The following is a 26,221-nucleotide window of genomic DNA, read 5'->3' as shown; positions in this document are numbered from 1 at the left end:
ACGGGAGCGGGGGAAACGCTGCGGAAGCCCCGGAGCATGCGAGAAGCCGTCGGGGGCCGTCACGAGAGACCGGGCAACCGGCACATGTGTGACACGTGACCGGCTCCGTGTGGAGGCCGTCGTGTGCGGCCGCGTGCGTCGGACCGTGCTGGGCGTCGCTCACCTCCGCCATGTCCGGAAGCTCGTGTCACAGGACGGACGCGTGCCCGGTCTCACCCAATGAGCCGAGCAACGAAAGGTGTGTCATGCGCGAGGACGCAGCCGTCCGCTGTCGTACGACCGCGGCGATTCCCCTGGGCCGGCTCGTCGGACGTCGGACATGGAAGCCCTGTGGATCTTCAAAATCCCTCGCAGAAGCGGGTTGCTGACCAATTGACTCGTACACGGGTGGCCCTGGTGACCGGTGCCACGTCAGGTATCGGAGCGGCGTTCGCGCGCGCTCTGGCAGACCGCGGATGGGACCTTGTCCTGGTGGCGCGGGACAGGGAGCGGCTCGGCCGGACGGCGGCCGAGCTCGAATCCCGCGGCCGTGTTGTCGAGGTGCTCCCCGCCGACCTGTCCGATCGTGCCGCCGTCGAGCGGGTCGCCGCCCGGCTGGCGGACCCCGCCCGTCCCGTGGACATGCTCGTCAACAACGCCGGCTTCGGCGTGCACGCACCGATGACCTCGGCCGACACCGCTCCGCACGACCGGGCGTTCGAGGTCATGGGGCGCGCGGTGCTGGTGCTCGCCGGTGCCGCCGGACGGGCCATGCGCGCACGCGGGCACGGTGCGATCGTCAATGTGTCGAGCACGGCCGGCTTCGTCACGATGGGGAGCTATTCGGCCGTCAAGGCCTTCGTGACCTCGCTCTCCGAGGGACTGGCGAACGAGCTCCACGGAACGGGCGTCACCGTGACGGCACTGTGTCCGGGCTGGGTCCGCACGGAATTCCACACACGGGCCGGAATCCGGTCGTCGAGCATTCCGAACTTCCTCTGGCTCGACGCCCGGCGACTCGTCGAGACGAGTCTGCGCGACGTGCGCCGCGGACGGGTGATCTCCGTGCCGAGCCTCCGGTACCGGTTGCTCATCTGGTTCACACGTCATCTTCCACGCCGCACGGTGCGGTGGATCTCGCGACGGATCTCCTCCAGCCGCGACGACAGCCTCACTCACTGAAGGAATCAGTGCGGGCGAGCCCGCACGGGAAGGAAGCGGATGCCTGCGACGATACGCGGCCGTTTCACCTCACGCTCCCACGCCGCGGCGCGTTTCATCGCGCAGCGGGGGCTGTTGAAGCCCCTCGTCTGGAGCGTGACCAGCGTCACGGTGCTCGGGCGCGAGCGCCTGGCGAACGTCGAGGACTCGTATGTCGTCGTCGCCAATCACACCTCGCACCTCGACACCCCACTCATCATGGGCGCGCTGCCCCGCCGATTGGCGCGCTACCTCGCGGTGGGAGCCGCCGCCGACTACTTCTTCGACGTGTGGCGGCGGCGCGGCCTCACGGCCCTCTTCTTCAACGCCTTCCCGGTCGACCGCACCGGAGTGAACGCGCGCGGAGTGAGCGCCAGGGCCTTGCTGAACCGGGGAGTGCCGCTTCTGATTTTCCCCGAGGGGACCCGCTCACGGGACGGATCGCTCGGGACGTTCAAACCGGGGGCGGCGGCACTCGCGTCCTCGGCCGAGGTGCCGGTGCTCCCCGTCGCGGTCATCGGCGCGCATGCGGCGCATCCTCGCGGGTCGAATTGGCCGAAACCGGGCCGTCTGCCGGTCGGGGTCGTCTTCGGCGAACCGCTCACCGCTTTGCCCGGGGAGTTGAGGAGCGAGTTCACCGAACGCATCCGCTCGGCGATCCTCACCCTCACCGAGGAGAACTCCGACCGCATTCTCGGCGTCAGTGCGACCTCACGCCGTATACCTGAAGGAGACCGTTCGTGACCGAACCCACCGGCCGCACCGACACGATGCGTACCGAAGACGTGAAACACATGAAGTGGTGGGGCTGGGGCGTGGAAGGTGTCGGATTCCGGCACGAGGACAAGCCTGGTTTCGCGCCGTTCGTACAGAAGGCCGTCGGTCTCGATCTCCGGGCGGCCGAGCGCACCGAACGGCCCGACTTCTCGCGGTTGAAGGTGCCGGCCTCGACGGCACCCGAGGAGTTCGTCGCCGTTCTGAGCGGCATCGTCGGAGCCGGGAACACACTTGTCGACGACCTGTCCCGGGTCGTCCACACCTATGGCAAGAGCCTGCGTGACCTGGTCCGCGTCCGAGCCGGCGTGATCGCACGCAGTCCCGATGTGATCGTCTACCCGGCCGACGAGGCGGAGGTGCGAGGCGTCGTCGAAGCGGCGGTCCAGGCGGACGCCGTGATCATCCCCTTCGGGGGCGGCAGCAACATCGCGGGCAGCCTGGAGCCGCACATGGACGAGTCCCGGGTGGTCGTCTCACTCGACCTCGGCCGCCTCAACCAGGTGCTGGAGATCGACCCCTGCTCCGGCCTGGCGCGCGTCCAGGCCGGGGCGCTGGGCCCTGATCTCGAGGCTCAACTCAATCGGGACGGCTGGACGATGGGGCACTTCCCCGACTCGTTCACCCACTCGACGCTCGGCGGGTGGGTCGCCACGCGCTCCTCCGGCATGCAGTCGGACAAGTACGGCGACATCGCGGACATCGTGAAGGGGCTGCGAGTCGTGCGGGCCGGAGGGGTCCTCGTGATCCGTGCCGTTCCGAGCGCGTCGACGGGGCCGAGCGTGCGGGAGATGGTGGTGGGCTCGGAGGGGCGGCTCGGCGTCATCACCGAGGTCACCGTGCAGGTGCACCGGCTCCCCGAGAAGCGGGCCATCCACGCCTACTTCTTCGAGAATCTCGACCACGGCCTCGCGGCGATGCAGGAGATCGCCGAGAGCGACGTCTCGCCCTCGGTCACCCGTATCTCGGACGCGCAGGAGACGGCCTTCTCCCTGGCGACGAGCAAGGAGTCGAAGGGTGTTCAGAAGAAGGCACAGGCCGGCCTCCTGGCGTATCTCAGGAGGCGTGGCTGGAACCTCGACGAGATGTGCCTCTCCTTCATCGGCTTCGAGGGCGACGAGGCGCACGTGAAACGGCAGAAGTCGCTCGTCGGCCGGATCGTGCGCAAGCATCACGGCATCGGCGTCGGCAAGGGGCCCGGTGCGCTCTACGACCAGAAGAAGTTCGACACGCCGTACATCCGCGACTTCCTGCTCGACCGCGGTGCCGCCGGCGACGTGAGCGAGACCGCCGGTCCGTGGTCGAAGCTGCGTGGCATCCACGCAGCGGTCTACGCGGCGGCCGACCGCGCCTACGAGAAGCTCGGCCGCACGGGCTGGACCATGTCGCACATGTCGCACTCGTACCACTCTGGCGCCTGCCTCTACTTCACTTTCGCCTTCGTGTTCGGTGACGACCCGCTTGGTGAGTACGACACCGTCAAGCGCGCGATCCAGCAGGCGTTCGTCGACGCCGGCGGCACGATCTCGCACCACCACGGGGTGGGCCTGGAGCACGCGCCCTGGCTGGCGGAGGACATCTCGACGGAGGGTGTCGCCATCATGTCGGGCCTGTTCGGCGCTGCCGACCCGGGCGGCAACTTCAACCCGCGCAAGATCGTGGTCTGAGCGCGGCGGTCGACGGCCCGCCCGGCCGAGGGGCCGTCGACTCGTGGACGAAGCCGTCGTCCTTGCCCTTCCTGGAGGTTTTCTTTGTCATGGCTGCAGAACGAGGCGACCACGCAACGTACTGGCGCGAGCAGGGGGCTTGCCTGCGCATCGACCCCGATCTGTTCTTCCCCATAGGCGACGGCAGCCTGACGCACGTTCAGATCGCCGAGGCCAAGGCCGTCTGCCATCGTTGCCCGGTCCTGGACCAGTGTCTCGACTGGGCCATGAGCGTCGAGCGGGTGGAAGGCGTCTGGGGTGGAAAGACCGAGGGCGAACGCCGTCTGATGAGGCGGCGTGACAGCGCTGAGCACCACCTCGGGGTCGGGCGTGTCACATCCATGCCTCATGCCCGGTCATATGGGTGGAAGCAGTCATGAGCCTGCTCGTCCAAGGAGTGCGGACTCGGCACCCCACCGTCTTGGTTCTGCCCACGGCAGGCGACCAACCCGCCGTATCCATTTCCTGTCGGCAACAAGTCAGGCTCATGACATCGACAGCGCGTCCCTTTCGGGCCGGACGAGGAATGGTTTCAGGGGCATGGATGATCAGAGCCAGAAAGAAGATGCGGGCGAAGGAGGCGGTGGGGAGCGGATAGCCCGTTGGGCGGACGGACGCCTGGGCCCGTACAGCCTGATCCGGGCCAAAGCGCGCAGGGTTTTCCCGGACCACTGGTCCTTCTTGTTGGGAGAGATCTGCCTCTACAGTTTCATCGTCATCATCGTGACCGGGATCTATTTGACCCTGTACTTCCATCCGTCGATGAAAGAGGTGCGGTACAACGGCAGTTACATGCCGTTGCGGGGGCAGACGGTGTCGGAGGCGTACGACTCGACCATGCGCCTCTCCTTCGACGTCCGGGGCGGCCTGTTGATCCGACAGGCCCATCACTGGGCAGCCGTGGTGTTCATCGGGGCCATGCTCGTCCACATGCTGCGCGTGTTCTTCACCGGCGCCTTCCGCAAGCCCCGGGAATTCCAGTGGCTGTTCGGGTTCCTGCTGCTGGTCCTCGGGATGTTCGGAGGGTTGACCGGATACGACCTCCCGGATGACCTGCTCTCCGGAACCGGGCTCGCCGTCGTGAACGGGACGATCCTTTCCATACCGATCGTCGGAACCTACCTTTCGATGTTTCTCTTCGGAGGCGAGTTCCCGGGCGGTGAACTGGTGGCTCGCTTCAACACAGTCCATGTTCTGATCATCCCTGCCCTCATGGTGGGACTGCTCGTGGCCCATCTGATTCTGCTGCTCCACCACAGGCACACGCAGTACCCAGGCCCGGGACGGAGCAACAAGAACGTGGTGGGCCTGCCGCTCAAGGTGCGGGCGGTGAAGTCCGCGGGCTTCTTCTTCCTGGTCACCGGTGTCATCTTCGCCATCGCAGCACTCGTGCAGATCAATCCCATCTGGCTGTACGGCCCTTACCGCGTCGATCAGGTCTCGGCCGGATCGCAGCCCGACTGGTACATGGGCGTGGCGGACGGACTGCTGCGAGTCATGCCCGGCTGGGAAATCGCCTTCTGGGGCCACACCCTGGCCCTGGACAACCTGATTCCGCTGGTGGCAGGCGTCGGCCTCTTCCTGGCCATAGGCGCGTATCCGTTCATCGAGGCCTGGCTGACCGGGGACGATCGTGAGCAGCACCTTCTCGACAGACCGCGCAACCGCCCCGTGCGAACAGCACTCGGTGTCGCCTGGATCAGCTTCTATCTGGTGTCGCTCATCGGCGCGGCGAACGACATCATCGCCACCCGGTTCCATCTCTCGGTCGAATCGGTGACGTGGACGGTCCGCGTCGGCCTCTTCGTCGCGCCTGTCGCAGCCTATGCCGTGGCGAAACGGTGTGCCCTCGGTCTGCAACGCAGGGACCGCGACAAGGTACTGCACGGCCGCGAGACAGGTGTCGTAAAACGTTTGCCGCACGGCGAGTTCGTCGAGGTGCACGAGCCTCTCAGCCAGACGGAACTCCACCTTCTCACCCAGCATGACCAATACCTGCCGATCGCACCCGGCGCGCACGGCGACGCGGAGAGCCCAGTTGCCGGCGCCCGCCTTGCCCGACGCCTGCGTGTCAGGTTCAGCCGCGCCCTCTACGGCAAGGGCTCGCAGATCCCCAAGCCGACCACGCGGGAGTACCAGGACTTCGCCAATGAGCACCTGCGCTGAACAGAGCGGCCGCTGGGCCGACGGTGGCAAGACGCTGCCGAGCGCGTCACGTCCTCCGCCGCTCCACGGTGCATCCAACAACATGAGTCAACCAGACGGTGTGGGAGAGAGGTTCGGACGACTGTGCCGAGAAGATGTCTCATATTCGACTACGGCGGTGTGCTCACGACATCGCTCGATGACGCGGTGCGGGGCTTCGAAGCCCGCGAAGGCCTGTCCGAAGGAGCGGTGGAGCGCACCTGGTACCGGGACCCGGCGATGGTCGCACTCACTCACGACCTCGAACATGGCAGGGCCACTCAGTTCGATTGGAACCGTCGCCTGGGCCGGGCGCTGGGCATCGACAGCACCGGCCTGCTGGGCCGGATCTTCGCGGATTCCCGTCTCGACGAATCCATGGTGTCGGTGCTGGCCAGGGCCCGCGCCTCCGGACTGAAGACCGGTCTGCTGTCCAACAGCATGGGCTTGGCGCCGTGGGACATGTATCGGGGCTTCGACATCGACGCGGCCTTCGACGCGGCGCTCGTCTCCGGACGGTACGGACTGCGCAAACCGGAGCCGGCTGCGTATGAGCTCATCCTCAAGATGCTCGAACTACCCGGCGAGGAATGCGTCTTCGTCGATGACAACGCGGTGAACCTGCCGCCCGCCGAGGCACTGGGAATGGCCACCGTCCTGCATCGCAGCGCAGAACACTCCACGCAGCTACTCGCAGAACTACTGGGCGTCGCTCTCGGGCCGAAGCCATGAGTCCGGAGGCCGATGCCTCCGCGCGCCTGACAAGGATGCCGGCCGCGCACCACACCTCGGACAGCGTTCGCCCCGATGTCGTGACGTCGCGCCGAGACGCGTGCTCGCCCGAACGGCATCCCCCCAGCACAACGTGCAGGGACCCGGGCGTGGGTAGACACGACCGGCCAAGGGCATGTCTGTCCCGATATTTTCCCGTCGTGAGGTATGCCTGGTTCAAGACACGGTGGATCGACGGAGGTACCACACGATGTCGGACGCACACCCTGCGGATCCGACACGGATCCTGACCGCTCCGTGGGAGGGTGCGATTCGGCATGAGTGCCGTTGAAGTTGTCCACTACCTGCTGACCGCCCTGTTCGCGGCGGCCGCTGTCCGCGCGCTCCGACAGGGTGTCCTGACACGGACTCGCTTTTGCCGCAGCCGCGTCGACCAACTGCTGCACGCCGCCATGGCCCTGGCCATGGCAGTGATGCCGTGGAGCTGGGGCGGCGCCCTGCCGGAGCTGCCACAGTCGGTCTTCTTCGCCGCCGCCGCAGTGTGGTTCCCGCTGACCGCCGTCAAGTCCGGCCAGGAGAGGCAGCTGTCGGCAACCGCGAGGAGACTCCCCTACGCGGTCGGCATGGCGGCGATGACCTGGATGTCGCACCGCACGGCGGGCCATTCGCACCAGACCATGGCCGCAGGTGTTCCGACAGCACACCAGGCCATGGGTCTGGGCCACTTCATGGGGGAGTCGAAGGCCGACAACATCGTCACAGGAGTGTTGGCGCTGTACCTCCTCACATGTTCGCTTCGCTCGTTGACCCGTGACATGCCCACACTGCACGCAACCACCGAAACGGCCGACAACTCGACCAGCCTCAAGGGCGTTTGCAACCGTTTCTGGGACGGAGCGACAGCCATGGGAACGGCGGTCATGTTGCTGATGCCGCACTGACTCCTCGCCGGAACTGACTCCTCGCCACAAACCCTCTCAGTCGGACGAACCGCGTGCCGGCAGCCGTCACAACCGGGGTGGCCCGTCGGTCAACTGGTGGAACGGGCACCGGCTTCCCGTCGTCGTCTCGCCTCTCGAGAAGGCCGTCGCGTCATGCCCTTACGCGAAGACGGCCTGTCCGAGAACGCCGACACACATCACGCCGCCCTCGTGGGACAGCCCCCTGTCCGACACCGAAGGAGAATGACATGACCACCACTCCCCCCGCGCCGCCGGACGACCTGCTGGGCGCCGACTTCTACCTCTACGAGGCGCTCCTCCCGGACGACGAGCGCAAGATACTGCGCAAGGCCCGCACCTTCCTGCGTGACGAGGTAAAGCCGATGGTCAACGAGTAATGGGACAAGGGCGAGTTCCCCATGGAGCTCATCGAGAAGTTCCGCGGGAGCGGGCTGACCGCCCTGTCCTACGAGGGTTACGGTGAGCACCTGCCCGCCGCCAGCCATCTGCTCGGCGGCATGCTCGCGATGGAGATGAGTCGCGTCGACGCCTCGGTGGCCACCTTCTTCGGCGTCCACAACGGGCTCAGCTTCTACTCCATATACACCGGCGGCGACCAGGAGCAGCGGGAGAGGTGGCTGCCGGCCATGGCCTCGATGGAGAAGATCGGCGCTTTCGCCATGACCGAGCCGCTGGGTGGCTCCGACGTCTCCGGTGGCATGCGCACCACCGCCGAGCGCAAGGGCGACACCTGGGTGCTCAACGGCGCGAAGAAGTGGATCGGCAACGCGACCTTCGCCGACCACGTCGTGGTGTGGGCGCGGGACGTGGACGACAACCAGGTCAAGGGCTTCGTCGTCGACAAGGGCACCCCCGGCTTCGTGCCGGTGAGGATCGAGGGCAAGATCGCGCTGCGGATCGTACAGAACGCCGAGATCGCCCTGACCGACGTACGGGTGCCGGAGGCGAACCGCCTGCAGAACATCAACTCCTTCAGAGACGTCGCGGAGATCCTGCGCTTCACGCGCAGCGGTGTCGCCTGGCAGGCTCTGGGTGTCATGATCGGCGCCTATGAGCTCGCACTCGCCTACGCCAAGGAGCGTCAGCAGTTCGGGCGTCCGATCGCCCGGTTCCAGATGGTGCAGGACCTGCTGGTGAAGAGCCTGGGCGACATCACCGCCTCCTGGGGCATGCTGGTGCAGCTCGCCCGGCTGCAGGACCAGGGCATCTTCCGCGATGACCACTCGGCGCTGGCCAAGGGGTTCACCACGTCCCGGATGCGGGAGGTCGTCGCGTTCAGCCGCGAGATCTTCGGGGGCAACGGCATCGTCCTCGACTACGACGTCGCACGGTTCTTCGCCGACGCCGAAGCGCTCTACTCCTACGAGGGCACCCGCCAGATGCAAACCCTCATCGTCGGCAAGTCCATCACCGGGCAGAGCGCCTTCGTGTGAGTCGTGCCGCGCTCTCCGCGGAAGCGAGGGAAACGGCGCCCTGCTCGACGAGGAAGTTCGCGGAGCGGAGATCCAGCCTCACTGGCCTTCGGCGTCGCGGGCGCCGCAGGCCTCACTGGCCTTCGCGTTGCGGGCGCCGCACCTCCCGGGCCGGGGCACCGCTCACCCGGCTCCGTCGGAGATATCGCCTCGTTCGACGGCCAGCCGGGTCAGTTCGACGCGGGTGTTGATGCCGAGCTTGGAGAAGATGTGCCTCATGTGGGTGTTGACGGTGTGCACGGACACGTAGAGCCGGTCGGCGATCGCCCGGTTGGTGAGGCCGTCCACGACGAGCGGGATCAGCTTCCGCTCGGATTCGGTCAGACTCCCCCACCCCCGGGAGCCGGTGGTGTCCTGCCGCGGGGCGCCCGCGCGCACGCCGAGGTGCCGAAGACGCCGCCTGATCCGTTCGTGATCGCGCAGGGCTCCCGAGGCCGACGCCAGCTGACCCGCCTCTTCGAGGTACGGGATCGCCTGCGCCGTATCGACCGACGCGGCCATGAGCTCGCCGAGGTCCTCGCATGCCGCGGCCAGAGCCAGTCGCCTGCCGGTGCTCCGGTAGCCGGTGATGGCGGACGTGAGTGCACCGGGGTCGCTGTGGAGCAGGCCGTCCACATGGGCGCGAACGGCCGCGATGATCTCCTGGCTGTCGTCCCGGGCGGTCAGGGTGCGCAATGCGCCGGACACGGCCCGCGCGACCGACGGCTCCGCGCCGCGCAGCGCGATACGCACGATGCCGGGCCAGTGGGACGGCGGAAGGGCGAGCAGCCGCGTCGGCTCACTGTCTTCGAAGCTGCCCGTGAGTGCCGCTGCCGCTGCCTCGTTCCGGCCCTCCGCGTCCGCCAGGCAGGCGCGGGCGAGAGACACCCACAGGCCGTACCGCTGCGCGTTCGTGCCGGAGCCGGCTTCGGCGGCGCGAAGATGGTCCCTCGCCTTGGCAAGGTCACCGCGCCTGATCTCCACCAGTGCCAGCACGGAGCGGGTCTGCGGATTCGGCTGGGTGATCTCGAGTTCGTCCGCCACCGCCAGACTGGCCTCGGCCTCCACGGCCGCGTCGTCCAGCGCGCCCTGTTCCAGCAGGGCGCAGGCACGGCGAGCGTGCCAGTGGGGAAGTGACCAGCCAAGGCCCAGCACCTCCGCCTCGTGCTGCCCCTCACGCAGAACCCGCTCGGTGTCCGCGAGCCGGTCAGTGGTGGTCAGTACCGTGGCCAGCCACAGCGCCGGAATTCTCGGGGGCCGCAGGTAGGGCACCGTGGGCTCGGTGCAGGCGCGTGCGGTGGCTGCCTCGGCGAGCTCCAGAGCTCGGGCCAAGTGCCCACGGTAGAAGAACGTCTGCGACTGGAACACCATGACGCTGACGACGACGGCCGGATCGTCGCTCCGGTAGGAGGCCGCGACCAGGCCGGTGTCCGTCTGCTCGGCGGCGGTGATGTCTCCGAGGTACACGTGGCCCGTCGCCTGCGTCTTCAGCAGCAGGACACGCAGGTCGGACGGCAGCGCGGGGAGGTCCAGAGCCTGCTGCAGGTGTGTCATGGCGGCGGCGTCATCGCCGGCGGCCTGGTGTATTTCGGCGGCCACCAGGCGCAGGTTCGCCTCCTGCGGCGGCTCCAGACCGTCCGACAGGGCGGTGTCGACCAGGTCGAGCGCCTCGTGAACCCGGCGGGTCCGGCCGAGGTATTCGGCGGCGTCGGTCAGCAGGCTGACACGACGCCGGTCGCGCCGGGGCAGCAGGCCGGCGATCCGCTGAGCGAGGTCCGCGGCCGCGTCGGGTGCCGTCGACGACAGTTCCCGTACGGCGGTGTGCAGCCTGGTCACGGCGTCGTCGTCGACCGGGCCGCCCGCCATGACGACCTGCCAGGCCACCTCCGCCGATCGTGCCCCGGTGGCGCGCAGACTCTCGGCGGCCTCCCGGTGCAGAGCGGTCCGTACGGCCGGCGGCAGGTTCTCGTGGACGGCCTGCCTCAGGAGGTCGTGGCGGAAGGCGAGTCGCGGGCCGTCCGCCGAGAGCAGACCGCCGTGCAGGGCGGCCTCCACGCCTGCCAGCAGGCTGCCGGCCTGTCTGCCGAGCATGCGGGCGGCCGTGCCGAAGTCGAATTCGCGGCCGAGGACGGAGCCGATCTGGAGCAGGCGCACCGCATCCTCCGGGAGCTGCTCCAGACGTGCGGCGACACTCTGCCGGAAGCCGGCGGGGATGTCGCGGTACAGGCGGCCGGCCGTGCCCGCCTCCGTTATGACGGCTTCCGGGTCAGGAAAAGAGCGCACCAGTTCGATCGCCAGGAACGGATTGCCCGCGACGCCTCGCAGCATCCTGGCCAGACCGGGTGAAGGCTTCGCCCCGAGCGCGTCGGCCGCGATGTTCTCCAGTTCCTGCTGTGGCAGAGGACCGAGGGTCAGCCATCGGGCTCCGAGGCGTTCGAGGTCCTCCCGCACCCTGGCCACGGTCGGCCGCTCGGTCTCCGACCGTACCGCCAGCACCCACAGGATCCGCGAGGCGGCCAGTCGTCCGGGCAGCGTGCGCAGCGCGAAGAGCGTGGCCGGATCTGCCCACTGCGTGTCGTCGACGAGCACGAGCACCGGCGCGCGCTGAGCCCGCTCCTCCAGAGCGTCCGCGATGCTGTCCAGCAGCCAGAGCCGCTGGTCGGCCACGGCCGCGGCGGCTCGGGAGGAACCGCCGGAGGCCTGCAGGACGGACTGCAGGGCGGCTCCTGCGGCGTACTGGTCGAACTCGTCGGCACGTACGGAGACCACATCGAACCCGCACCGCCGCGCCCGCTCGTCCAGCTCCGCGAGCAGCCGGCTCTTGCCGACGCCGGGCACGCCTTCCACGACGACGCAGGCGCCCCGTCCGCCGCGCACTGTCACCAGGGCTTCGCGGACAGCCGCGATCTCACGGTCCCGTCCCCTCAGGCTCAGCCCGGTCCCGACCCGGTCACCGCGCCCGGGGTCCAGGTCGCCCGTGGGGTCTGTGCTGCGCATGGGGCAAGCATGCCGCAGGCCATATGTGCCCTCAACGCCGGTCCCCTCGTGTGATCGGCGCTCGCTCCTGGGCGGCTTCCGGTTGCGCGCCGCCCTCTCGTCCCCGTGCGACGCATGCTGCGCGCCGGCCAGATCACTTGCGCCGGAGAGGAGCACGACGTGCGTAGGGCCGAGGAGTGCCCGGCACCGACGGCCGCGAGGCGCGGGGAACGAACCCGGGTCACGGAGTCGACGGGCTCCGTTCGGAACCGGCTCGCGTGAGCCGGCAGGTCAGCCGGGAGGTCAGCCGGTGGGGCGCGGGGCGCGCAGATGGGACCGCTGCGTCAACTCCTGCTCCTCGACCAGGGTGAGCATCGGCTGGCCCGGCGCGCACATCATGAACACGATGTACTTGGCCGGCGCGTCCGACGAGGCGTTGCCGTTCTGGTAGTGGATCACCTCACCGCCCGGCTCCCAGAACGTCTCACCGGCCTTGATGACGCGTTCCGGCTCACCCTCGAGCTCCCACCGGACCGCGCCCTCGAGGACGTAGCCGAAACACGGCCCCGAGTGGCGGTGCGGAGGAGTCCCGGGGTCGCCGGGCGGCCACTCGACGAGAACGGTCATCCCCGAAGCGCCCTCGGGAACGAAGGGAGGCTTGACGTCCGCCAGCATCCTGGGGCCGAACGTCGACTCGCTGTCCTGTTCCGCGGTCTCGTTCGCCGCGTCCTGTGCCGACACTCTGCACCTCCGTGGGCCTGCCCACAACGGATGGTCCGTACATCGCTCACGGGCCGGTGTACCGCGTCTGCGGCGGGCCGCGCACCTGCTGCCTCACGCGCAGAACTCCAAGACCACCCTGCCTCCTGTCGGCGGCCCTCACAAACCAGGAGCCCTCGGCATGGAGTACACACAGCGCGCGGAAGGCGATCCGCCACCTCGTCGCTCCTGGACACGGGTGCACACCGGCCGGCGCGTTACCAGGGCACGGGACCGCGTCCCCGGGCGATGCCGGAGTCCGCGGGCGACGCGGAGGCGAGGACGGGTCGCTCCGCGGGCCTGTGCGGCACCCCGAGAACCGGTTCGAGTGCTGGTGCGGGGGCCAGATCTTCTTCGGCCCAGACCACCTTGCCACCTTTTACGGAGCGGAAACCCCATCTGCGGGACAACTGGGCGACCAGGAAGAGGCCGCGACCGTCCTCGTCATGGGTGCGTGCGCTGAGCAGACGCGGGGAGCAGGCGCTCGTGTCGAACACCTCGCAGGTCAGGACCTGGTGCCGGATCAGGCGCAGAGTGATCCGGCCGCGGCCGTGGCGGACGGCGTTGGTGACCAGTTCACTGACGATCAGCTTCGTGGCGTCCTCAAGACCCTCCAAGCCCCATTCGGCCAGCTGACGGGCTGCCAGGTGCCGGGCACTGCGGGCAGCGGTGTGGTCGCAGGGCAGTATCCAGGAGGCCACCTGGGTGGGGCTGAGCGTGCGGGTCCGGACGAGGAGCAGGGTGGCGTCGTCGGAGGGTGCCTGCCCCGGGAAGGTCTCCATCGCCCGGCCGCAGAGTTCGTCCAGGGAGCGGCTCGGTTGGGCCAGAGCGGTGCCGAGCCGGTTCATTCCCACGTCGATGTCGTGGTCGCGGGTCTCGATGAGGCCGTCGGTGTACAGGCCGAGGAGACTTCCCTCGGGCAGTTCCAGCTCCACGGCCTCGAAGGGGACTCCCAGCCCGATGCCCAATGGGGCTCCGGTGGGCAGATCGGGGAACACGACCCGCCCCTGCGGGTCGATGATCGCGGGCGGGGGATGCCCGGCCCGCGCCATGGTGCACCGGCGGGTGACCGGATCGTAGACCGCGTACAGACAGGTGGCACCCACAGCCGGGGGGTACTGGTCCGGGGCGTCGGCATCCTCCTCGGCCAGCCGCTGGACCGTGTCGTCGAGGTGGGTCAGCAGTTCGTCGGGGGGCAGCTCCATGTCGGCGAGCGTGCGCACGGCGGTGCGGAGCCGGCCCATGGTCGCGGCGGCGTTGATCCCGTGTCCGACCACGTCGCCGACGACGAGTGCCACCCGCGCGCCGGACAGCGGGATCACATCGAACCAGTCACCCCCGACGCCGTGATCCATGTCGGCGGGGAGGTAACGAGACGCCGTCTCGACCGCCGCGCCGCCCTTCAAACGGTGCGGAAGCAGGTTCCGTTGGAGGGCGAGGGCAGCGGTGTGCTCGCGGGCGTACTGGCGCGCGTTGTCCAACGCCAGCGCGGCGCGGCTGACGAGTTCCTCGGCGAGGAGCACATCGACCTCCTGGAACGGCCCCGGGTCCACGGTGCGGATGAACAGCACCATGCCCAGCAGGACACGCCGCGCCCGGATGGGAACGACCATCAGGGAGTGCATGCCGTTCTCGTGGATCTTCCGCGCCCGCACGGGGTCATGGTCGATCCAGGTACCCGCAGCGGTGTCCAGGACCGGCTCGAGGTGGGGCCTGCCGGAGCTCAGGACTTCGGTGAAGGGTGAGGCGGGCGGCCAGGGGACCACTTCGCCGCGCACCCACGGGGACTCCGGGACCCCATGACGAACCGAGGCCAGACCGGCGCGCCGGAACACAGGGAGACGCTCGCCCGTGAAGCCGACGTGGACCGGGGGCCCCTCTCCGCCGGGGACGGACTGCTCAAGGTCGACGGCGACGTAGTCGGCGAGCAGGGGCACGGCCAGGTCGGCCAGGTCCTGGCTGGTCCGCATCACGTCCAGACTGCTGCCGAGGCGGGTGCTGCCCTCGCTGAGTATGGCCAGGCGGTCGCGCGCCCGCCGGCTCTCGGTGACGTCGACGCTGATGACGCACACCCCCAGCACCAGGCCGTCGGCGTCCTGGAGGCAGAAGATCGAAGCTGCGAACGAGTGCTCCCGATGCGGGCTCGACGGCAGCCGCGTCCGGTAGTCGTGAACCTTGGTGGGCCCGCTCCGGACAGCCTGTCGCATCGCTGATTCGAGTACTTCGGTCTCGGCGCCCGGATGCACATCGGTGAATCGACGTCCGAGCCGTCGGTCGCGGGAGATGCCGTCGTGACTCTCCATCGTGTCGTTCACCCAGGTGCAGCGCAGTTGCGGGTCCCCCACGACGATGCCCATCGGGACGTGGGCGAGCAGGGACTCTCGCACCAGCCGGTTCGTCGCGTCCCCGGAGGCCTCGCCGATGTCGGTCACGGACACCAGCCACCGGACCGTTTCGCCCTGCCCCCACAGCATCGAGACCCGCAGGCTCACGTCGAGCCCGTGACCGTCCCTGTGCCGCACCGTCGTCGTGCCCGACCAGCCGTGCTGGGCGCGGCACTGCTCGACGAACTCCGCCGTCGTCGGCGCTTCTTCGGGGTACGGCAGTACGGCTGAGGCCGACCGGCCCACGACGTCGCCGGCGGAGTACCCGACCAGCCGCTCGGCGGCCCGCGTCCATCCGACCACCGTCCCCTGCTCGTCGAGCATCGCGATCGCCGACTCCGAGGGCTCGCGGACGTTCGGCTGCTTACCGGATATCACTCTGTCAGTGCTGATCATCGAATTCGTCGTCCTCGGATGGGTGGCGGCGGGGCAGACGTCTGCGGCACGCCGTGCTTCGTCACCGTTCTCAATTCCGGACTCGTACATGAGCCGGATTGCGCCGCTCCTTGTCCCTTTTCAGGCCATTGACCGGCCGGCGCTGTGATCTGTGACAAGGGGTGCTGCCGCGCCGGCGGGCTCAGGGGGTTCTCCCGCCGGCGCTATCCGCGCACGGCGATCGCACTTCCGTACCACTGTGCGGCGGCCGCGGCACCGATCGTCACCGGCACCCGGGCATGGGGCACGCTGCTGCTTCTGTGGCCCGGCTCCGGCACCGCCGGAGCCGCCCGCCCGGGGCCCGATCGGGTTGCCGCCGTCTGCAGCCGCCTGGGACGGTTCCTCCGCGACGCGTCCGACACCGGCCACGCCGTCCGTCCGGGAATGGCACCGCGCACCCTGCCGCAGCCGCCGGCCGCGGCCGGGATCCGGCCGAGGCGCTGGCCGCGACGGAGCTAGTCGAACGGTTGCCGGAGGGCAACTGCTCGCTCGACCTGGAGGGCAGGTTCACCTACGTCAGCGCCACCGCCGCCACCCTGCTCGGCGGCGGCATCCCCGAGCCGACCGGCACACATCCCTGGCGGTCGTTGCCCTGGTGCGCCGACTCGCCCTTCGAGGACTGCTTCCACGGCGCTCTGGTGAGCCGCAGGCCTACCTGCTGCACCGCCCTGCGTCCGCCGGACCAGTGGCTGGCCTTCGAGCTCTACCCCGACGGATCCGGGGTGAGCGTCCGTATCTCGCCGACCGGCCCGGGCCCGTCCTCACGGGCTGGGCCCGCCAGGACGGGAACATTCCTGGGCGAGCCGATCCCCCTGGGCGAGGTCTACCAGGTGCTCCATCTGGCCGCGGCCCTCTCCGAAGCCGTGGGCGTGCGTGACGTGGTCGATCTGATCACCGAGGAGATACTGCCGGCCTTCGACGCCCGGACCGTGGCCCTGCTCGTGGCCGAAGACGGCAGGATGCGTGTCATCGGCCGTCGCGGATACGACCCCGGGCTTCTGGAACTCTTCGAAGCAGCTCCGCTGACCTGCCAGGCGCCCCCGGTCCGGGTCCTCGCCACCGGCCGGCCCAGTTTCTTCGCCACGTTCGAGGAACTGTCCCGCGCCTACCCTCCCGCCGTCCGTCAGGAAGGCCTGCACGCCTGGGCGTTCCTACCGCTGATCACCTCCCGGCGCCCGGTGGGCTCGTGCGTGTTCGCCTTCGACCACCCCCATCCCTTCTCCGAGCAGGAGCGGGTGATCTTCACCGCACTCGCGGGACTCATCGCACAGGCACTGGAGCGGGCCCGCCTCTACGACGCGAGCAAGGAGCTCGCGCAGACCCTCCAAGCGGCCCTGCTCCCCGACTCGCTGCCCGACGTCCCGGGTCTGGACGCCGCCGCCCGTTACCTACCCGCCGCCCGTGGGATGGACGTCGGCGGCGACTTCTACGACCTGGTCCGGGTGGACGACACCACCGCGGCCGCGTTCATCGGCGACGTTCAGGGGCACAACGTCACCGCCGCCGCGCTCATGGGCCGGATCCGCCCCTCCCTCCGCTCCCACGCCGTCACCGGCACCACGCCGGCGCAGGCCCTCACGCAGGCCAACCGCCAACTGGTCGCCCTGGACCCGGGCCGCTTCGCCAGCTGCCTGTACGCCCGTCTCGACCTCGCGCGCCGCCGGGCCGTCCTGGCCACCGCCGGGCATCCCCCGCCGATCCTGCGCCACCCCGACGGACACACCGAGGTCCTCTCCGTGCCGCCCGGGCTGCTGCTCGGCATCGACCCCGACACGGACTTTCCCTCCACCGAGATCCCGCTGATGCCCGGCACCGTCCTCGCCCTGTACACCGACGGACTCGTCGAAACTCCCGGAGTCGACCTGGACGACGCCATGTCCGATCTCGCCACCCAGCTCGCCCAGGCCCGGTTCCAGCCGATGGACCGGCTCGCCACAGCCCTGATCGAGCATGCGCGGCGAACCGCCCCCAGGACGGACGACATCGCCCTGCTGCTCATCGGGCTCGCCACCACCGGGTAGGGCAGAGTGCTACAGCCGTGTGCGGGAGCCCAGAAATGCGGCGATCTTGCTCGGGTTGAACACCCACATCACCTTGTGGATGCCCTCCGTCGAAGCAGCGACCGTCAGGATCGTGGTGGGTGAACCGTCGCGGTACATCATCACGCTCGTACCGCCGTTGGCCTGGACCAGCCTCAGGTCCGTGTCCCGCCAGAACCGCGGCGTGGCGGTCGCCAGGTTGGCCACGCGCGCACGGCCCACCACAGGTACACGGGCGGCGCCCCGGAGACCGTTGCCGTCGGACAGGCTGACGATGTCAGGGGCGAGGACGGCTTCCAACGAGGCCACATCCCCGGTGCGAGCCGCTGAGACGAAGGCGTCCAGCAGGCGTCGATGCTCCACCGCGTCCACACTCACCCGCGGCTCACCCGACAGACGCTTGCGCGAACGGCTCACGATCTGGCGGATGTTGACGACGCTGAGCTGCAGGATCTCGGCGATCTCCGGATAGGAGTAGTCGAACGCCTCGCGCAGGACGTACGCGGCCCGCTCAGTGGGACTCAGCTTCTCCAGGACCAGCAACAGGGCCAGCTCCAGAGCCTCCGCCCGCTCCGCGCCCACCTCCGGATCCACACTGGTGTCGACGGGCTCAGGCAACCACGGCCCGATGTAGGTCTCCCGACGCACCCTCGCCGACTGCGCCACGTTGATGGCCAAGCGGGTCGTCGCGCTCGACAGGAAGGCCACCGGGCTCACCACCACGGAGCGGTCGGTCTTCTGCCAACGCAGCCACACCTCCTGGACCACGTCCTCAGCCTCGACCACGCTGCCGAGCACACGGTAGGCGATCCCGAAGAGGCGCGCGCGGTGCTGCACAAAGGCGGAGACAGCCTCGTCAAGGTCACTGGTCGTAGGGGACGACTTGAGATACATGATCCTGTGGTCCTCGTTGCTCCGGATACGGCTGTCGCGTGGCGGGATCACATCGCCACCGCGGGCAAGCAGGTGGCTTCGACAGGCCGTCCTGCGACGCGTTCCCCACGGCCGGCGTCGCGCCGGGCACGAGGCTCCGCGTGGCTTGTTCGGGTGGTGCGGGAAAGGTGGCCACTAAAAGTCACGACTGGTCCAATCGCAGCTGAACCAGAGATCCGAGTCAGCCCCGTTCCTCCGGCCGAACCGGCACATGGGAATGCCGCGGGCTGTTGTCGGAACGGTGGCGGTCAGGCAGAGACACCGTGGTCTCGCGGCCCGCCCCTTGGCTCACATAAGGACTCCGGGCAACAGCTGCACTTCTCTTCAGGGAATGAAAAAAATCTTCGTCAACCAGGCCAGACTGGGTCGTAGCGGTACCTGCACGCATCGCACAATCGAGTGATTCGGCCGGCCGTCCGAGCGGCAGGACAAGATGTGACACGGAGTCCAGCGCACCCTGAGCGACCGTGGCACCGGGACGCTCCTTGCGCAGGCGGCGACCACGCGATGGACACACCACGTCCGGACAGGCCCGAACAGCCAGAATGGCTCGGGGCACTCCCGAGGCACATCGCATGATCTAGTGATTCGACTCGATCAGCGACGGCAGGCAGACCCTCAAGCGCCCAAACACATCATCACCACCGTCGACGCTCGCCATGCGCACACCGTCGAACGCTGCATCGCACGACTGGAACGGTGCAGGATTTGGCCCGCCTGCAGATCCAGAAGCAGGCACTGGAAAGGGAACTTCGCGACGACACCCGCGAGGGGTCTCTACCGCGCCGCGCGTGCCCGGACCACGGCGGTGTGAGCGGCGCCCGGCGGTTCAGCTCAACGATCCCAGGAGCACAGCGAAGCACAAGGTCATGGCCCCGGTGACCAGGATCATCGCGGTGAGCGTTCCTCGCAGCCATCGTGTGAAGCGGACACGGTGCTGCTGCCGCATCTCGCTGATGCTTGCCTCGATGTGTTCCGTGACCATGCGTGCGACGTACCTCTGTTCCTTGAGGTACCAGCTCTCGATATCCGCCTTCTGCTCCCGGTTCAGCCCCGCCACCCGCGTGGTGAAAACCGTCACGCGCTGCCGTGCCGCGTCCAGATGAGCATGCCGGTACAGGAAGGACTCGATGTCGGTCAGGCCGCGCGCGGCCTCCTTACTCGTGTTCATGGTGTGCTCCACAGGAAAGGCGGTAGGCCCGGGTACGGGAAGACAGAAACGCCCTCAGCGCTTGGTAGGTGGACGAAGGCAAGGACCGAAGCCGGTGCCGCGGTCAGCGGTGAACGCATCCGGGCGGCGTCACTTGGCGGGGGCTGCGGCAACCTCTCCGCCTTCCCGCGTGTTCATGCGGCCGTGCGGCCACTCGTCGGGCTCTCGCCAGGGCGCTGCGGATCACCGCTCGTGACGAACGCGTCCCGTGGATGCTGCACGGAGGCGAGGGAGACGAGGTCCCGTCCGAAGACCGCGGCCGTGAGCCAGACCGTGAGGACGCGGATCTTACGTTCCCATGAGGGCACGGCCAGGACGTGATAGCCCCGGTGCATCAGCCAGGCCGGCAGCCCCTTGATGACGATCCTCTTGTACTGGAAGATGCCCCGCCCCAGCCCCAGCGTGGCCACCACTCCCAAACTGTTGTGGCGGTAGTTCCTGATCCGCCCCCCGCGCAGGTCGGCCACGATGTTCTTCGCGAGGCGTCTGCCCTGCCGTACGGCGTGCTGGGCGTTCGGCACCGTGTGAGCCCCGGGCACCGTTGAAGCCAGGTCGGGAACGGCCGCGTCGTCCCCGGCCGCCCACGCATCCGCAACGAGTTCGCTGTCGGTGCCCACGCGAAGATCGGGCCGGACCACGAGCAGACCGCGTTCGTCGATCGGGAGATCCGAGTGGTTGTGCACGACCGGATTGGAGGCATTGCCGGCGGTCCATACGACCAACGCGGAATCGAACTCAGCCCCGTCGGAAAGCACTACGTGGCCGTCGGCGAGGGAGCGGATCTGCGTGTTGAGGTGAACATGCGCGCCACGGCGTTCCAGAGAGCGCACCACCCAGGCGCCCGGTTTGTCCCCCACCTCGGGCAGAATGCGGCCCCGGGCCTCGACCAGGTGGAAGGACAGCTCGTCGCCGCTCAGCTCCGGGTACGACTTCAGCATCGCCGTCGCGAGCGACAGCAGTTCCCCGAAGCCCTCGACCCCGGAGAACCCGCCACCCACGAACGTCACGGTCAGCAGCCTCCGCCGCTCGGCGCCGGGCGGCAAGGACGCCGCCTGGTCGAACGCGGTCATCAGCCGGTCGCGGATGGCCACCGCCTCTTCGACGTGCTTCAGACCGATCGCGTGCTGGGCGAGCCCCGGGATGGGGAAGGTGCGGGTCACGGCGCCGGCGGTGACGACGAGGGTGTCGTAACGCAGTTCGTAGTCCGCTCCCTTGGCGGGCCGTACCGTGACCGTCCGGTCGGCATGGCTGATCGCGGTCACGGTCCCCGCGATCAGGCGGGAGCGGCGCAGGTGCCGTCGCAGCGACACGGCGGCGTGCCGAGCCTCGACCGATCCGGCCGTGACCTCCGGCAGAAACGGTTGGTACGTCATGTAGGGGCGGGGGTCGACGACCGTGACCCGCGCCTCTGCCGTGCTGAGGCTCTTCTCAAGGCCCCATGCGGCGTAGAAGCCCGCATAGCCGCCACCGACAATCAGAATTTCACGCATCAGACCCTCTGTTTGTTGTTCGACACCTCTTAGACAAGACAGGGCCAGACGGTGTGACACGGCTTGTTGGGCGTGTGTGAGCGACCCCGGCGCGGCAGCGGTGGCCCGTTCATGCTTGCGCAGTCACAGACGTTTGACAGCGCCGACGGACATCCACCATGCTTCCATTAATTCATTAGTACAAGCATGGTGGAACCGAGGAAGGCGACGTGATCGACTACCGGATCGACCGCGGCAGCGGCGTACCGGCCTATGTGCAGATCGTCGAGCAGACCGAACGAGCGCTCCGGATGGGCTTCCTCAAGGTCGGGGACAAGCTGCCCACGGCCAAGGAGGTGGTGGCGGCGACCGCCATCAACCCCAACACCGTGCTACGCGCATACCGCGACATGGAGCAGGCCGGCCTGGTCGAACTGCGCCGCGGTCTCGGAACCTTCGTGACGCGATCACTCGCCCGGCCCGGCGCGGAGGACGACTCGCCGCTGCGCCGGGAGATCACCGACTGGGTGGCACGCGCCCGGGCCGAAGGCCTGGAACGGGCCGACGTCCTCGCCATGGTCACAGCGGTTCTGGACGCCTACGGCATCGAACACGACAGCCAGACCCCGGGCGACCGGGAACGGAAGAAGGAGGACGTATGACCGGGCCTGACGCGCCGGCCGCACTGCGCGCCACGGGACTCGGATTCCGGTACCGGAGACGGGGCGGCTGGGCCCTGCGGGACTGCGAGTTCACCGTGCCCGGCGGTCGTGTCGCCGCCCTCGTCGGACGCAACGGAGCCGGCAAGAGCACCCTGCTGCACCTGGCCGGCGGCCTTCTGCGAGCCGGCTCCGGGGAACTGCGGGTGCTGGGCGCCGCGCCCGGCACGGCCGAGGCCCGTACCCGGGTCGCCCTGCTCACCCAGGACAAACCGCTCTACCCCCGTTTCACCGTGGCGGACACCCTGCTGATGGGCGAGAAGCTGAACTCCTCGTGGGACCGGACGGCCGCCGAGCGGATCGTCCACGAGGGCGGCATCCCGCTCCACGCCCGCGTCGGCGAACTGTCCCCCGGACGGCGGACCCGCGTCGCGCTCGCCCTGGCCCTGGCCCTGGGCAAACGGCCCGAACTCCTGCTGCTCGACGAGCCGTTGGCCGACCTCGACCCCGTGGCACGAGGCGAGATCATGGCGGAGCTCATGGCCGAGGCCGCCGAGCGCGGCACGAGCATCGTGCTGTCCTCGCACGTCCTGCCCGAACTGGAGGAGACCTGCGACTGGGTGCTGGTGCTGCGCGACGGCCGCGCCGAGCTGAGCGAGGACGCCGACGCACTGCGCGAGAGTCACGCCGTACTGACCGGACCCGCCGACCGGGCCGACGCCCTGGCGGGACAGCACACCGTCGTACAGCGCCGTACCGCCGGCAGACAGCTGACCGCCCTGATACGGCAACGCGGACCACTGCGCGGTGACTGGCACGTGACACGGCCCAGGCTGGAGGACATCCTGATCGGCTATCTCCAGGCCGGGAACGAGCCGGGGCATCCCGCCGCGGGCGAGCGGACGGAGGCGGCGGCGTGAAAGGCTCCCTCTGGCTCGCCTGGCGCCAGCAGCGCGTGCCGGCCGCCATCGGCGCGGCCGCCCTGGTCCTCACCGCGGCGATCGCCGCGTACTACCGCTCGGGCATGGTGGACGCCCTGCGCAGCGGGCTGTTCGACCACTGCGCCACCGGGCCGCTGTACTGCACACGGTCCGACAGCGGCCTGCCACTCCTGCTGGACGTCGAGCCGCTGAAGTACCTCGGGGCGCTGAACATCGCCCTGCCCGTCGTCATCGGCGTCTTCTGGGGCGCCCCGTTGCTGGGCCGCGACCGGGAACTGGGCACACACCGCCTGGTACTCGCCCAGGGTCTGAGCCGCGGTCAGTGGTTCGCCTCCCGGTTCGCCCTGGCCGCGGCGACCACGACCGTCCTCTCCGGCCTGCTCGCGGGAGTGTTCGCATGGTGGTGGCGACCGGCCTCCGACCGCAGCTACGGCCTGTTCTGGTACGACAACACGGTCCTGAGCGGCTCGGGCCCCCGCGTCGTCGCGGCCGCCCTTTTCGGCCTGGCGGCCGGCACCCTGCTGGGCCTGCTGGCTCGCCGGGTCCTGGCAGCAATGGGCCTGACCCTGCTGGTGACGGGGATGGTGACACTCCTGCTGGAGGGGACCCACTGGGCCCGGCTGCTGGTCCCGCCGCGCACCTACGTCAGCGCCGGCAGCACCCCCAAAGCGCCGATGGGCGACAAGTGGTCGACCGGCGACTACGGCCTGATCACCGCCTCCGGCCGTCACGACTCCGTGTTCAACTGCCCCTTCCCGTCAGGTGCCCAGCTCAAGGAGTGCATGACGGCACACGGGTACGTGGCCCGCTTCTACGAGGCCAACCCGGCCGGTGACTACTGGACCTTCCAGTGGACCGACACCGCGGTCCTCGGCGGCCTGGCCGTCCTGCTCACGGTCGTCACCCTGCTGCTCCTGCGCCGCCGCGTCTGACGCGGTCGCCGCCGTACGGGCTCCCTCACCCCTCACCCCGATTCCCCCTTTCTCTCTGTACGGAGGTCGCTTCGTCATGCCCGCCGACGCCAAGTCGCCGAAGAAACTGCGCCACAACCGCGCCGCCCTCACCCACGAGACCGGTTACGCCCTGCGCCACCCCGGCCGCGTCGTCCCGTACCTCCGCCGGGCCGGCCGGGACGCGTGGCTGCGTCTCAAGCACCCCGACCACGTCGGCCACTACCGGGCCGTGATGGCCTCGGACACCCACCGCAACCCGGAGGCCGCGGTCGGCAGCCGGACCCACGACCGCCGGCTGGCGCTCGGGCAGATGCAGTTCGACTACCTCGTCGCACACGGGCTGCGCCGCCTGCACGCACGGTTCATGGAGGACTGGGAGCAGCGCCCGCACGGCCGCTCCAAGATACGCGTCAGCCGCTCGCCCCTGCCCGGCGTCTGCTGACACGGCCCCGGTTCCGACGTGCCGTCCTCCGAACCTCACAACGACCAGTCACGCCTGACCGCGATAGACGGGCTTCGTCTGGTGGCAGCGTTGATGGTGGCCGCCTACCACTTCCTCGGCACGCCCACCCCGCACTTCTGGGGCAGGGCCGAGCTCCGGGATTCCGTCCCGCTCCTGCACGAGATCAGCGCTTACGGCTGGCTCGGCGTCGAGTTCTTCTTCCTCATCAGCGGATTCGTGATCTGCATGAGCTGCTGGGGACGGACTCCCACACAGTTCGCCGTCTCCCGGATCTCACGGCTCTTCCCGGCCTACTGGTGTGCGGTGCTCCTGGTCGTCCTGCTCGTCCTGGTCTCGCGGCTGGGCCATCGGCCCGCAGCCACGCGCATCGACCCCCGTACCGTCCTGGGGAACCTGACGATGGCCCCGGGACCGCTCGGGCTCGATCCGGTCGACGGAGTCAGCTGGACGCTCTGGGTCGAGGCACGCTTCTACCTGCTGATGGCCGCGCTGCTCGTCCTCGGCCTGTCCTATCAGCGGGTGGTGGCCTTCTGCGGAGCCTGGCTCCTGGTCGGTGTCATCGCCCTTGAACTCCACTCACCCCTGCTCGACGAATTCGCTCTGACCCGGTACACCGGCCTCTTCGTCGCCGGGATCGTGCTCTACCTCATGCACAGGTTCGGACCGAACCTCCTGCTCTGGCTGCTGCTCGGACTCGCCTGGTGCTACCAGCTCACCGTGCTCGAACTACGGGTGGCCGACCACGCCGCCGTACCCCCTGGCGAGGGCCGGCCCTCCTGGGCCGTCTGCGCGGTCGTACTCACCCTCTGCCTCGGGCTGCTGGCCCTCGCCGGAATCGGCCCGCTCACCGGACTGCGATGGCGTTGGCCGGTCACCGCCGGGGCACTCACCTACCCCTTCTACCTCATCCACCAGAGCCTCGGGATCCCCCTGGCCAAAGGCCTGATCCAGGCATTCCCCGGGCTGGGACCACTGCCCTCGATGACGCTGTCCGTCATCTGCATGCTCGGGCTGTCCCTGCTGGTCCACACCCTGGTGGAGCGTCGGCTCGGACGCCGTCTGAGGCATCGCCTGACGGTCGACATGCGGCCGCGGGACCTCACCGCGCAGTCCGCCCTCATCCGCACTCAATAGCACCGGAACCCCGGTACCCCACCAGAGAACGGGCTCGCATGTTCTTCAGCACACGTACAAGACGGTCACGCATACTCATCGCCGTCGCGGCAGCGGCGGCCGTCGTCCTGGCCGTCGCAGTGACCGTGGCACTGTCGGTCACGACCTACGATCACACCTCGCCGCGCGCCGCCCGGGCCAAGGCATCGGGATCCGTCACCGGAAACACCGACTGCCGCAAGGAGAAGTGCGTGGCCCTCAGCTTCGACGGCGGACCCAGCCCGACGACCCCCAAGCTCCTGGACATCCTCAAGCAGCAAGGTCTGCACGCCACGTTCTTCGTGCAGGGCAAGGGTCACATCTCGAAGTACCCCGACATCCTGCGCCGTATCGCGGACGAGGGGCACGAGATCGGCAATCACACCTGGAATCACAAGCGGTTGACCGACCTCGGCGAGGACGACGCCCGTCAGGAACTGAGCCGGACCCAGGACGCCATCGAGAGGATCACCGGCACCAGGCCCGTCCTGATGCGTCCGCCGGAGGGCCGCACCAACCGCAAGGTGGCCAAGGTCTGCCAGGACCTGGGGCTGGCGCAGGTGCTCTGGAGCGTCACCGCCAAGGACTACGAGACGACCGACTCGGCCCTGATCACCAAGCGGGTGCTCGACCAGACCCACCGCGACGGCATCATCCTGCTGCACGACCTGCACAAGGGGACCGTGCCCGCCGTCCCGGGGATCCTCAAAGCACTCAAGCAGCGCGGCTACACCATCGTCACCGTGTCGCAACTGCTCGCCCCCGCCAAGCCCCAGCCCGGGATGGTCTACCGGCCCTGAGCCACCTCGGCGGCGAGCCCGTGCGCATCCATGAGGTCGAGTCAGTTTCCGAGAGCGTCC

At 68.9% G+C, this 26,221-nt stretch carries 19 protein-coding genes and 2 pseudogenes; 15 read left to right on the top strand and 6 right to left on the bottom strand.

The genetic code is table 11. The features are described 5' to 3' along the window. Positions 1 to 330 precede the first annotated feature (330 nt). The 8 genes and pseudogenes from ABZ642_RS09605 (at position 331) to ABZ642_RS09570 (ending at position 8,970) form a co-directional block, all read left to right on the top strand. Positions 331 to 1,161 (top strand): SDR family NAD(P)-dependent oxidoreductase, encoded by an 831-nt coding sequence (locus ABZ642_RS09605; RefSeq protein WP_360479794.1) that lies wholly within the window; start codon positions 331 to 333, stop codon positions 1,159 to 1,161. 39 nt (positions 1,162 to 1,200) lie between these two features. Next, the gene (locus ABZ642_RS09600) at positions 1,201 to 1,923 is read left to right on the top strand and encodes a lysophospholipid acyltransferase family protein (protein ID WP_360479791.1); all 723 of its coding nucleotides are present in this window, start codon (positions 1,201 to 1,203) and stop codon (positions 1,921 to 1,923) included. After that, positions 1,920 to 3,620 (top strand): FAD-binding oxidoreductase, encoded by a 1,701-nt coding sequence (locus tag ABZ642_RS09595; protein ID WP_360479788.1) that lies wholly within the window; start codon positions 1,920 to 1,922, stop codon positions 3,618 to 3,620. The genes ABZ642_RS09600 and ABZ642_RS09595 overlap by 4 nt, the downstream gene beginning before the upstream one ends. A gap of 89 nt (positions 3,621 to 3,709) precedes the next feature. After that, a complete protein-coding gene (locus ABZ642_RS09590; RefSeq protein WP_360479784.1) occupies positions 3,710 to 4,039 on the top strand; it encodes a WhiB family transcriptional regulator in 330 nt (109 codons plus the stop codon). 160 nt (positions 4,040 to 4,199) lie between these two features. After that, positions 4,200 to 5,825 carry a cytochrome b N-terminal domain-containing protein gene (locus ABZ642_RS09585; RefSeq protein WP_360479781.1) on the top strand — a complete coding sequence of 542 codons (1,626 nt, stop codon included), beginning with the start codon at positions 4,200 to 4,202 and terminating at the stop codon, positions 5,823 to 5,825. Between the two features lie 123 nt (positions 5,826 to 5,948). Continuing rightward, the gene (locus ABZ642_RS09580) at positions 5,949 to 6,575 is read left to right on the top strand and encodes an HAD family phosphatase (protein ID WP_360479778.1); all 627 of its coding nucleotides are present in this window, start codon (positions 5,949 to 5,951) and stop codon (positions 6,573 to 6,575) included. A gap of 317 nt (positions 6,576 to 6,892) precedes the next feature. Continuing rightward, the gene (locus ABZ642_RS09575; protein ID WP_360479775.1) at positions 6,893 to 7,516 is read left to right on the top strand and encodes a DUF5134 domain-containing protein; all 624 of its coding nucleotides are present in this window, start codon (positions 6,893 to 6,895) and stop codon (positions 7,514 to 7,516) included. 248 nt (positions 7,517 to 7,764) lie between these two features. After that, positions 7,765 to 8,970 (top strand): annotated as a pseudogene (locus ABZ642_RS09570) (acyl-CoA dehydrogenase family protein). Between the two features lie 162 nt (positions 8,971 to 9,132). Here the strand turns inward: ABZ642_RS09570 and ABZ642_RS09565 are convergent. The 3 genes from ABZ642_RS09565 to ABZ642_RS09555 form a co-directional block, all read right to left on the bottom strand. Then, positions 9,133 to 11,985 carry an AAA family ATPase gene (locus tag ABZ642_RS09565; protein ID WP_360479772.1) on the bottom strand — a complete coding sequence of 951 codons (2,853 nt, stop codon included), beginning with the start codon at positions 11,983 to 11,985 and terminating at the stop codon, positions 9,133 to 9,135. A gap of 282 nt (positions 11,986 to 12,267) precedes the next feature. Continuing rightward, positions 12,268 to 12,639: a cupin domain-containing protein gene (locus ABZ642_RS09560; protein ID WP_360480202.1), complete on the bottom strand. Its 372-nt coding sequence runs from the start codon at positions 12,637 to 12,639 to the stop codon at positions 12,268 to 12,270. Positions 12,640 to 12,941: 302 nt separating this feature from the next. Continuing rightward, positions 12,942 to 15,503, bottom strand: coding sequence for a SpoIIE family protein phosphatase (locus ABZ642_RS09555; protein WP_360479769.1), 2,562 nt, complete (start codon positions 15,501 to 15,503; stop codon positions 12,942 to 12,944). Between the two features lie 506 nt (positions 15,504 to 16,009). Between ABZ642_RS09555 and ABZ642_RS09550 the strand changes: the two genes are divergently transcribed. Beyond that, entirely contained in the window at positions 16,010 to 17,563 is a 1,554-nt protein-coding gene (locus ABZ642_RS09550) for a GAF domain-containing SpoIIE family protein phosphatase (protein WP_360479766.1), read from the top strand. Positions 17,564 to 17,572: 9 nt separating this feature from the next. Here the strand turns inward: ABZ642_RS09550 and ABZ642_RS09545 are convergent, their stop codons facing one another. From ABZ642_RS09545 to ABZ642_RS09535, 3 genes are all read right to left on the bottom strand, one after another. After that, positions 17,573 to 18,475, bottom strand: coding sequence for an RNA polymerase sigma-70 factor (locus tag ABZ642_RS09545; protein WP_360479763.1), 903 nt, complete (start codon positions 18,473 to 18,475; stop codon positions 17,573 to 17,575). Positions 18,476 to 19,343: 868 nt separating this feature from the next. Next, complete coding sequence (locus ABZ642_RS09540) at positions 19,344 to 19,685, bottom strand: hypothetical protein (protein WP_360479760.1); 342 nt, start codon at positions 19,683 to 19,685, stop codon at positions 19,344 to 19,346. A 173-nt stretch (positions 19,686 to 19,858) separates the two neighbouring features. Beyond that, a complete protein-coding gene (locus tag ABZ642_RS09535; RefSeq protein WP_360479757.1) occupies positions 19,859 to 21,214 on the bottom strand; it encodes an FAD-dependent oxidoreductase in 1,356 nt (451 codons plus the stop codon). 209 nt (positions 21,215 to 21,423) lie between these two features. Here ABZ642_RS09535 and ABZ642_RS09530 point away from each other — a divergent pair, with 209 nt between their 5' ends. The 6 genes and pseudogenes from ABZ642_RS09530 (at position 21,424) to ABZ642_RS09505 (ending at position 26,161) form a co-directional block, all read left to right on the top strand. Further along, positions 21,424 to 21,855 carry a GntR family transcriptional regulator gene (locus tag ABZ642_RS09530; protein ID WP_360479754.1) on the top strand — a complete coding sequence of 144 codons (432 nt, stop codon included), beginning with the start codon at positions 21,424 to 21,426 and terminating at the stop codon, positions 21,853 to 21,855. After that, positions 21,852 to 22,772 (top strand): ATP-binding cassette domain-containing protein, encoded by a 921-nt coding sequence (locus ABZ642_RS09525; protein WP_360479751.1) that lies wholly within the window; start codon positions 21,852 to 21,854, stop codon positions 22,770 to 22,772. The genes ABZ642_RS09530 and ABZ642_RS09525 overlap by 4 nt, the downstream gene beginning before the upstream one ends. Continuing rightward, complete coding sequence (locus ABZ642_RS09520) at positions 22,769 to 23,725, top strand: transporter (protein ID WP_360479748.1); 957 nt, start codon at positions 22,769 to 22,771, stop codon at positions 23,723 to 23,725. The genes ABZ642_RS09525 and ABZ642_RS09520 overlap by 4 nt, the downstream gene beginning before the upstream one ends. Positions 23,726 to 23,801: 76 nt before the next feature. Further along, positions 23,802 to 24,092 (top strand): annotated as a pseudogene (locus ABZ642_RS09515) (methyltransferase); the annotation flags it as partial. A gap of 114 nt (positions 24,093 to 24,206) precedes the next feature. Then, positions 24,207 to 25,343, top strand: coding sequence for an acyltransferase (locus tag ABZ642_RS09510; RefSeq protein ID WP_360479745.1), 1,137 nt, complete (start codon positions 24,207 to 24,209; stop codon positions 25,341 to 25,343). Between the two features lie 38 nt (positions 25,344 to 25,381). Continuing rightward, positions 25,382 to 26,161, top strand: a complete 780-nt coding sequence (locus ABZ642_RS09505) for a polysaccharide deacetylase family protein (protein WP_360479742.1) — start codon at positions 25,382 to 25,384, stop codon at positions 26,159 to 26,161. Positions 26,162 to 26,221: the final 60 nt, after the last annotated feature.

The organism is Streptomyces sp. NPDC007157 (assembly GCF_040634235.1).
GTDB lineage: Bacteria > Actinomycetota > Actinomycetes > Streptomycetales > Streptomycetaceae > Streptomyces.
This window is presented reverse-complemented; position numbering and strand designations above follow the sequence as displayed.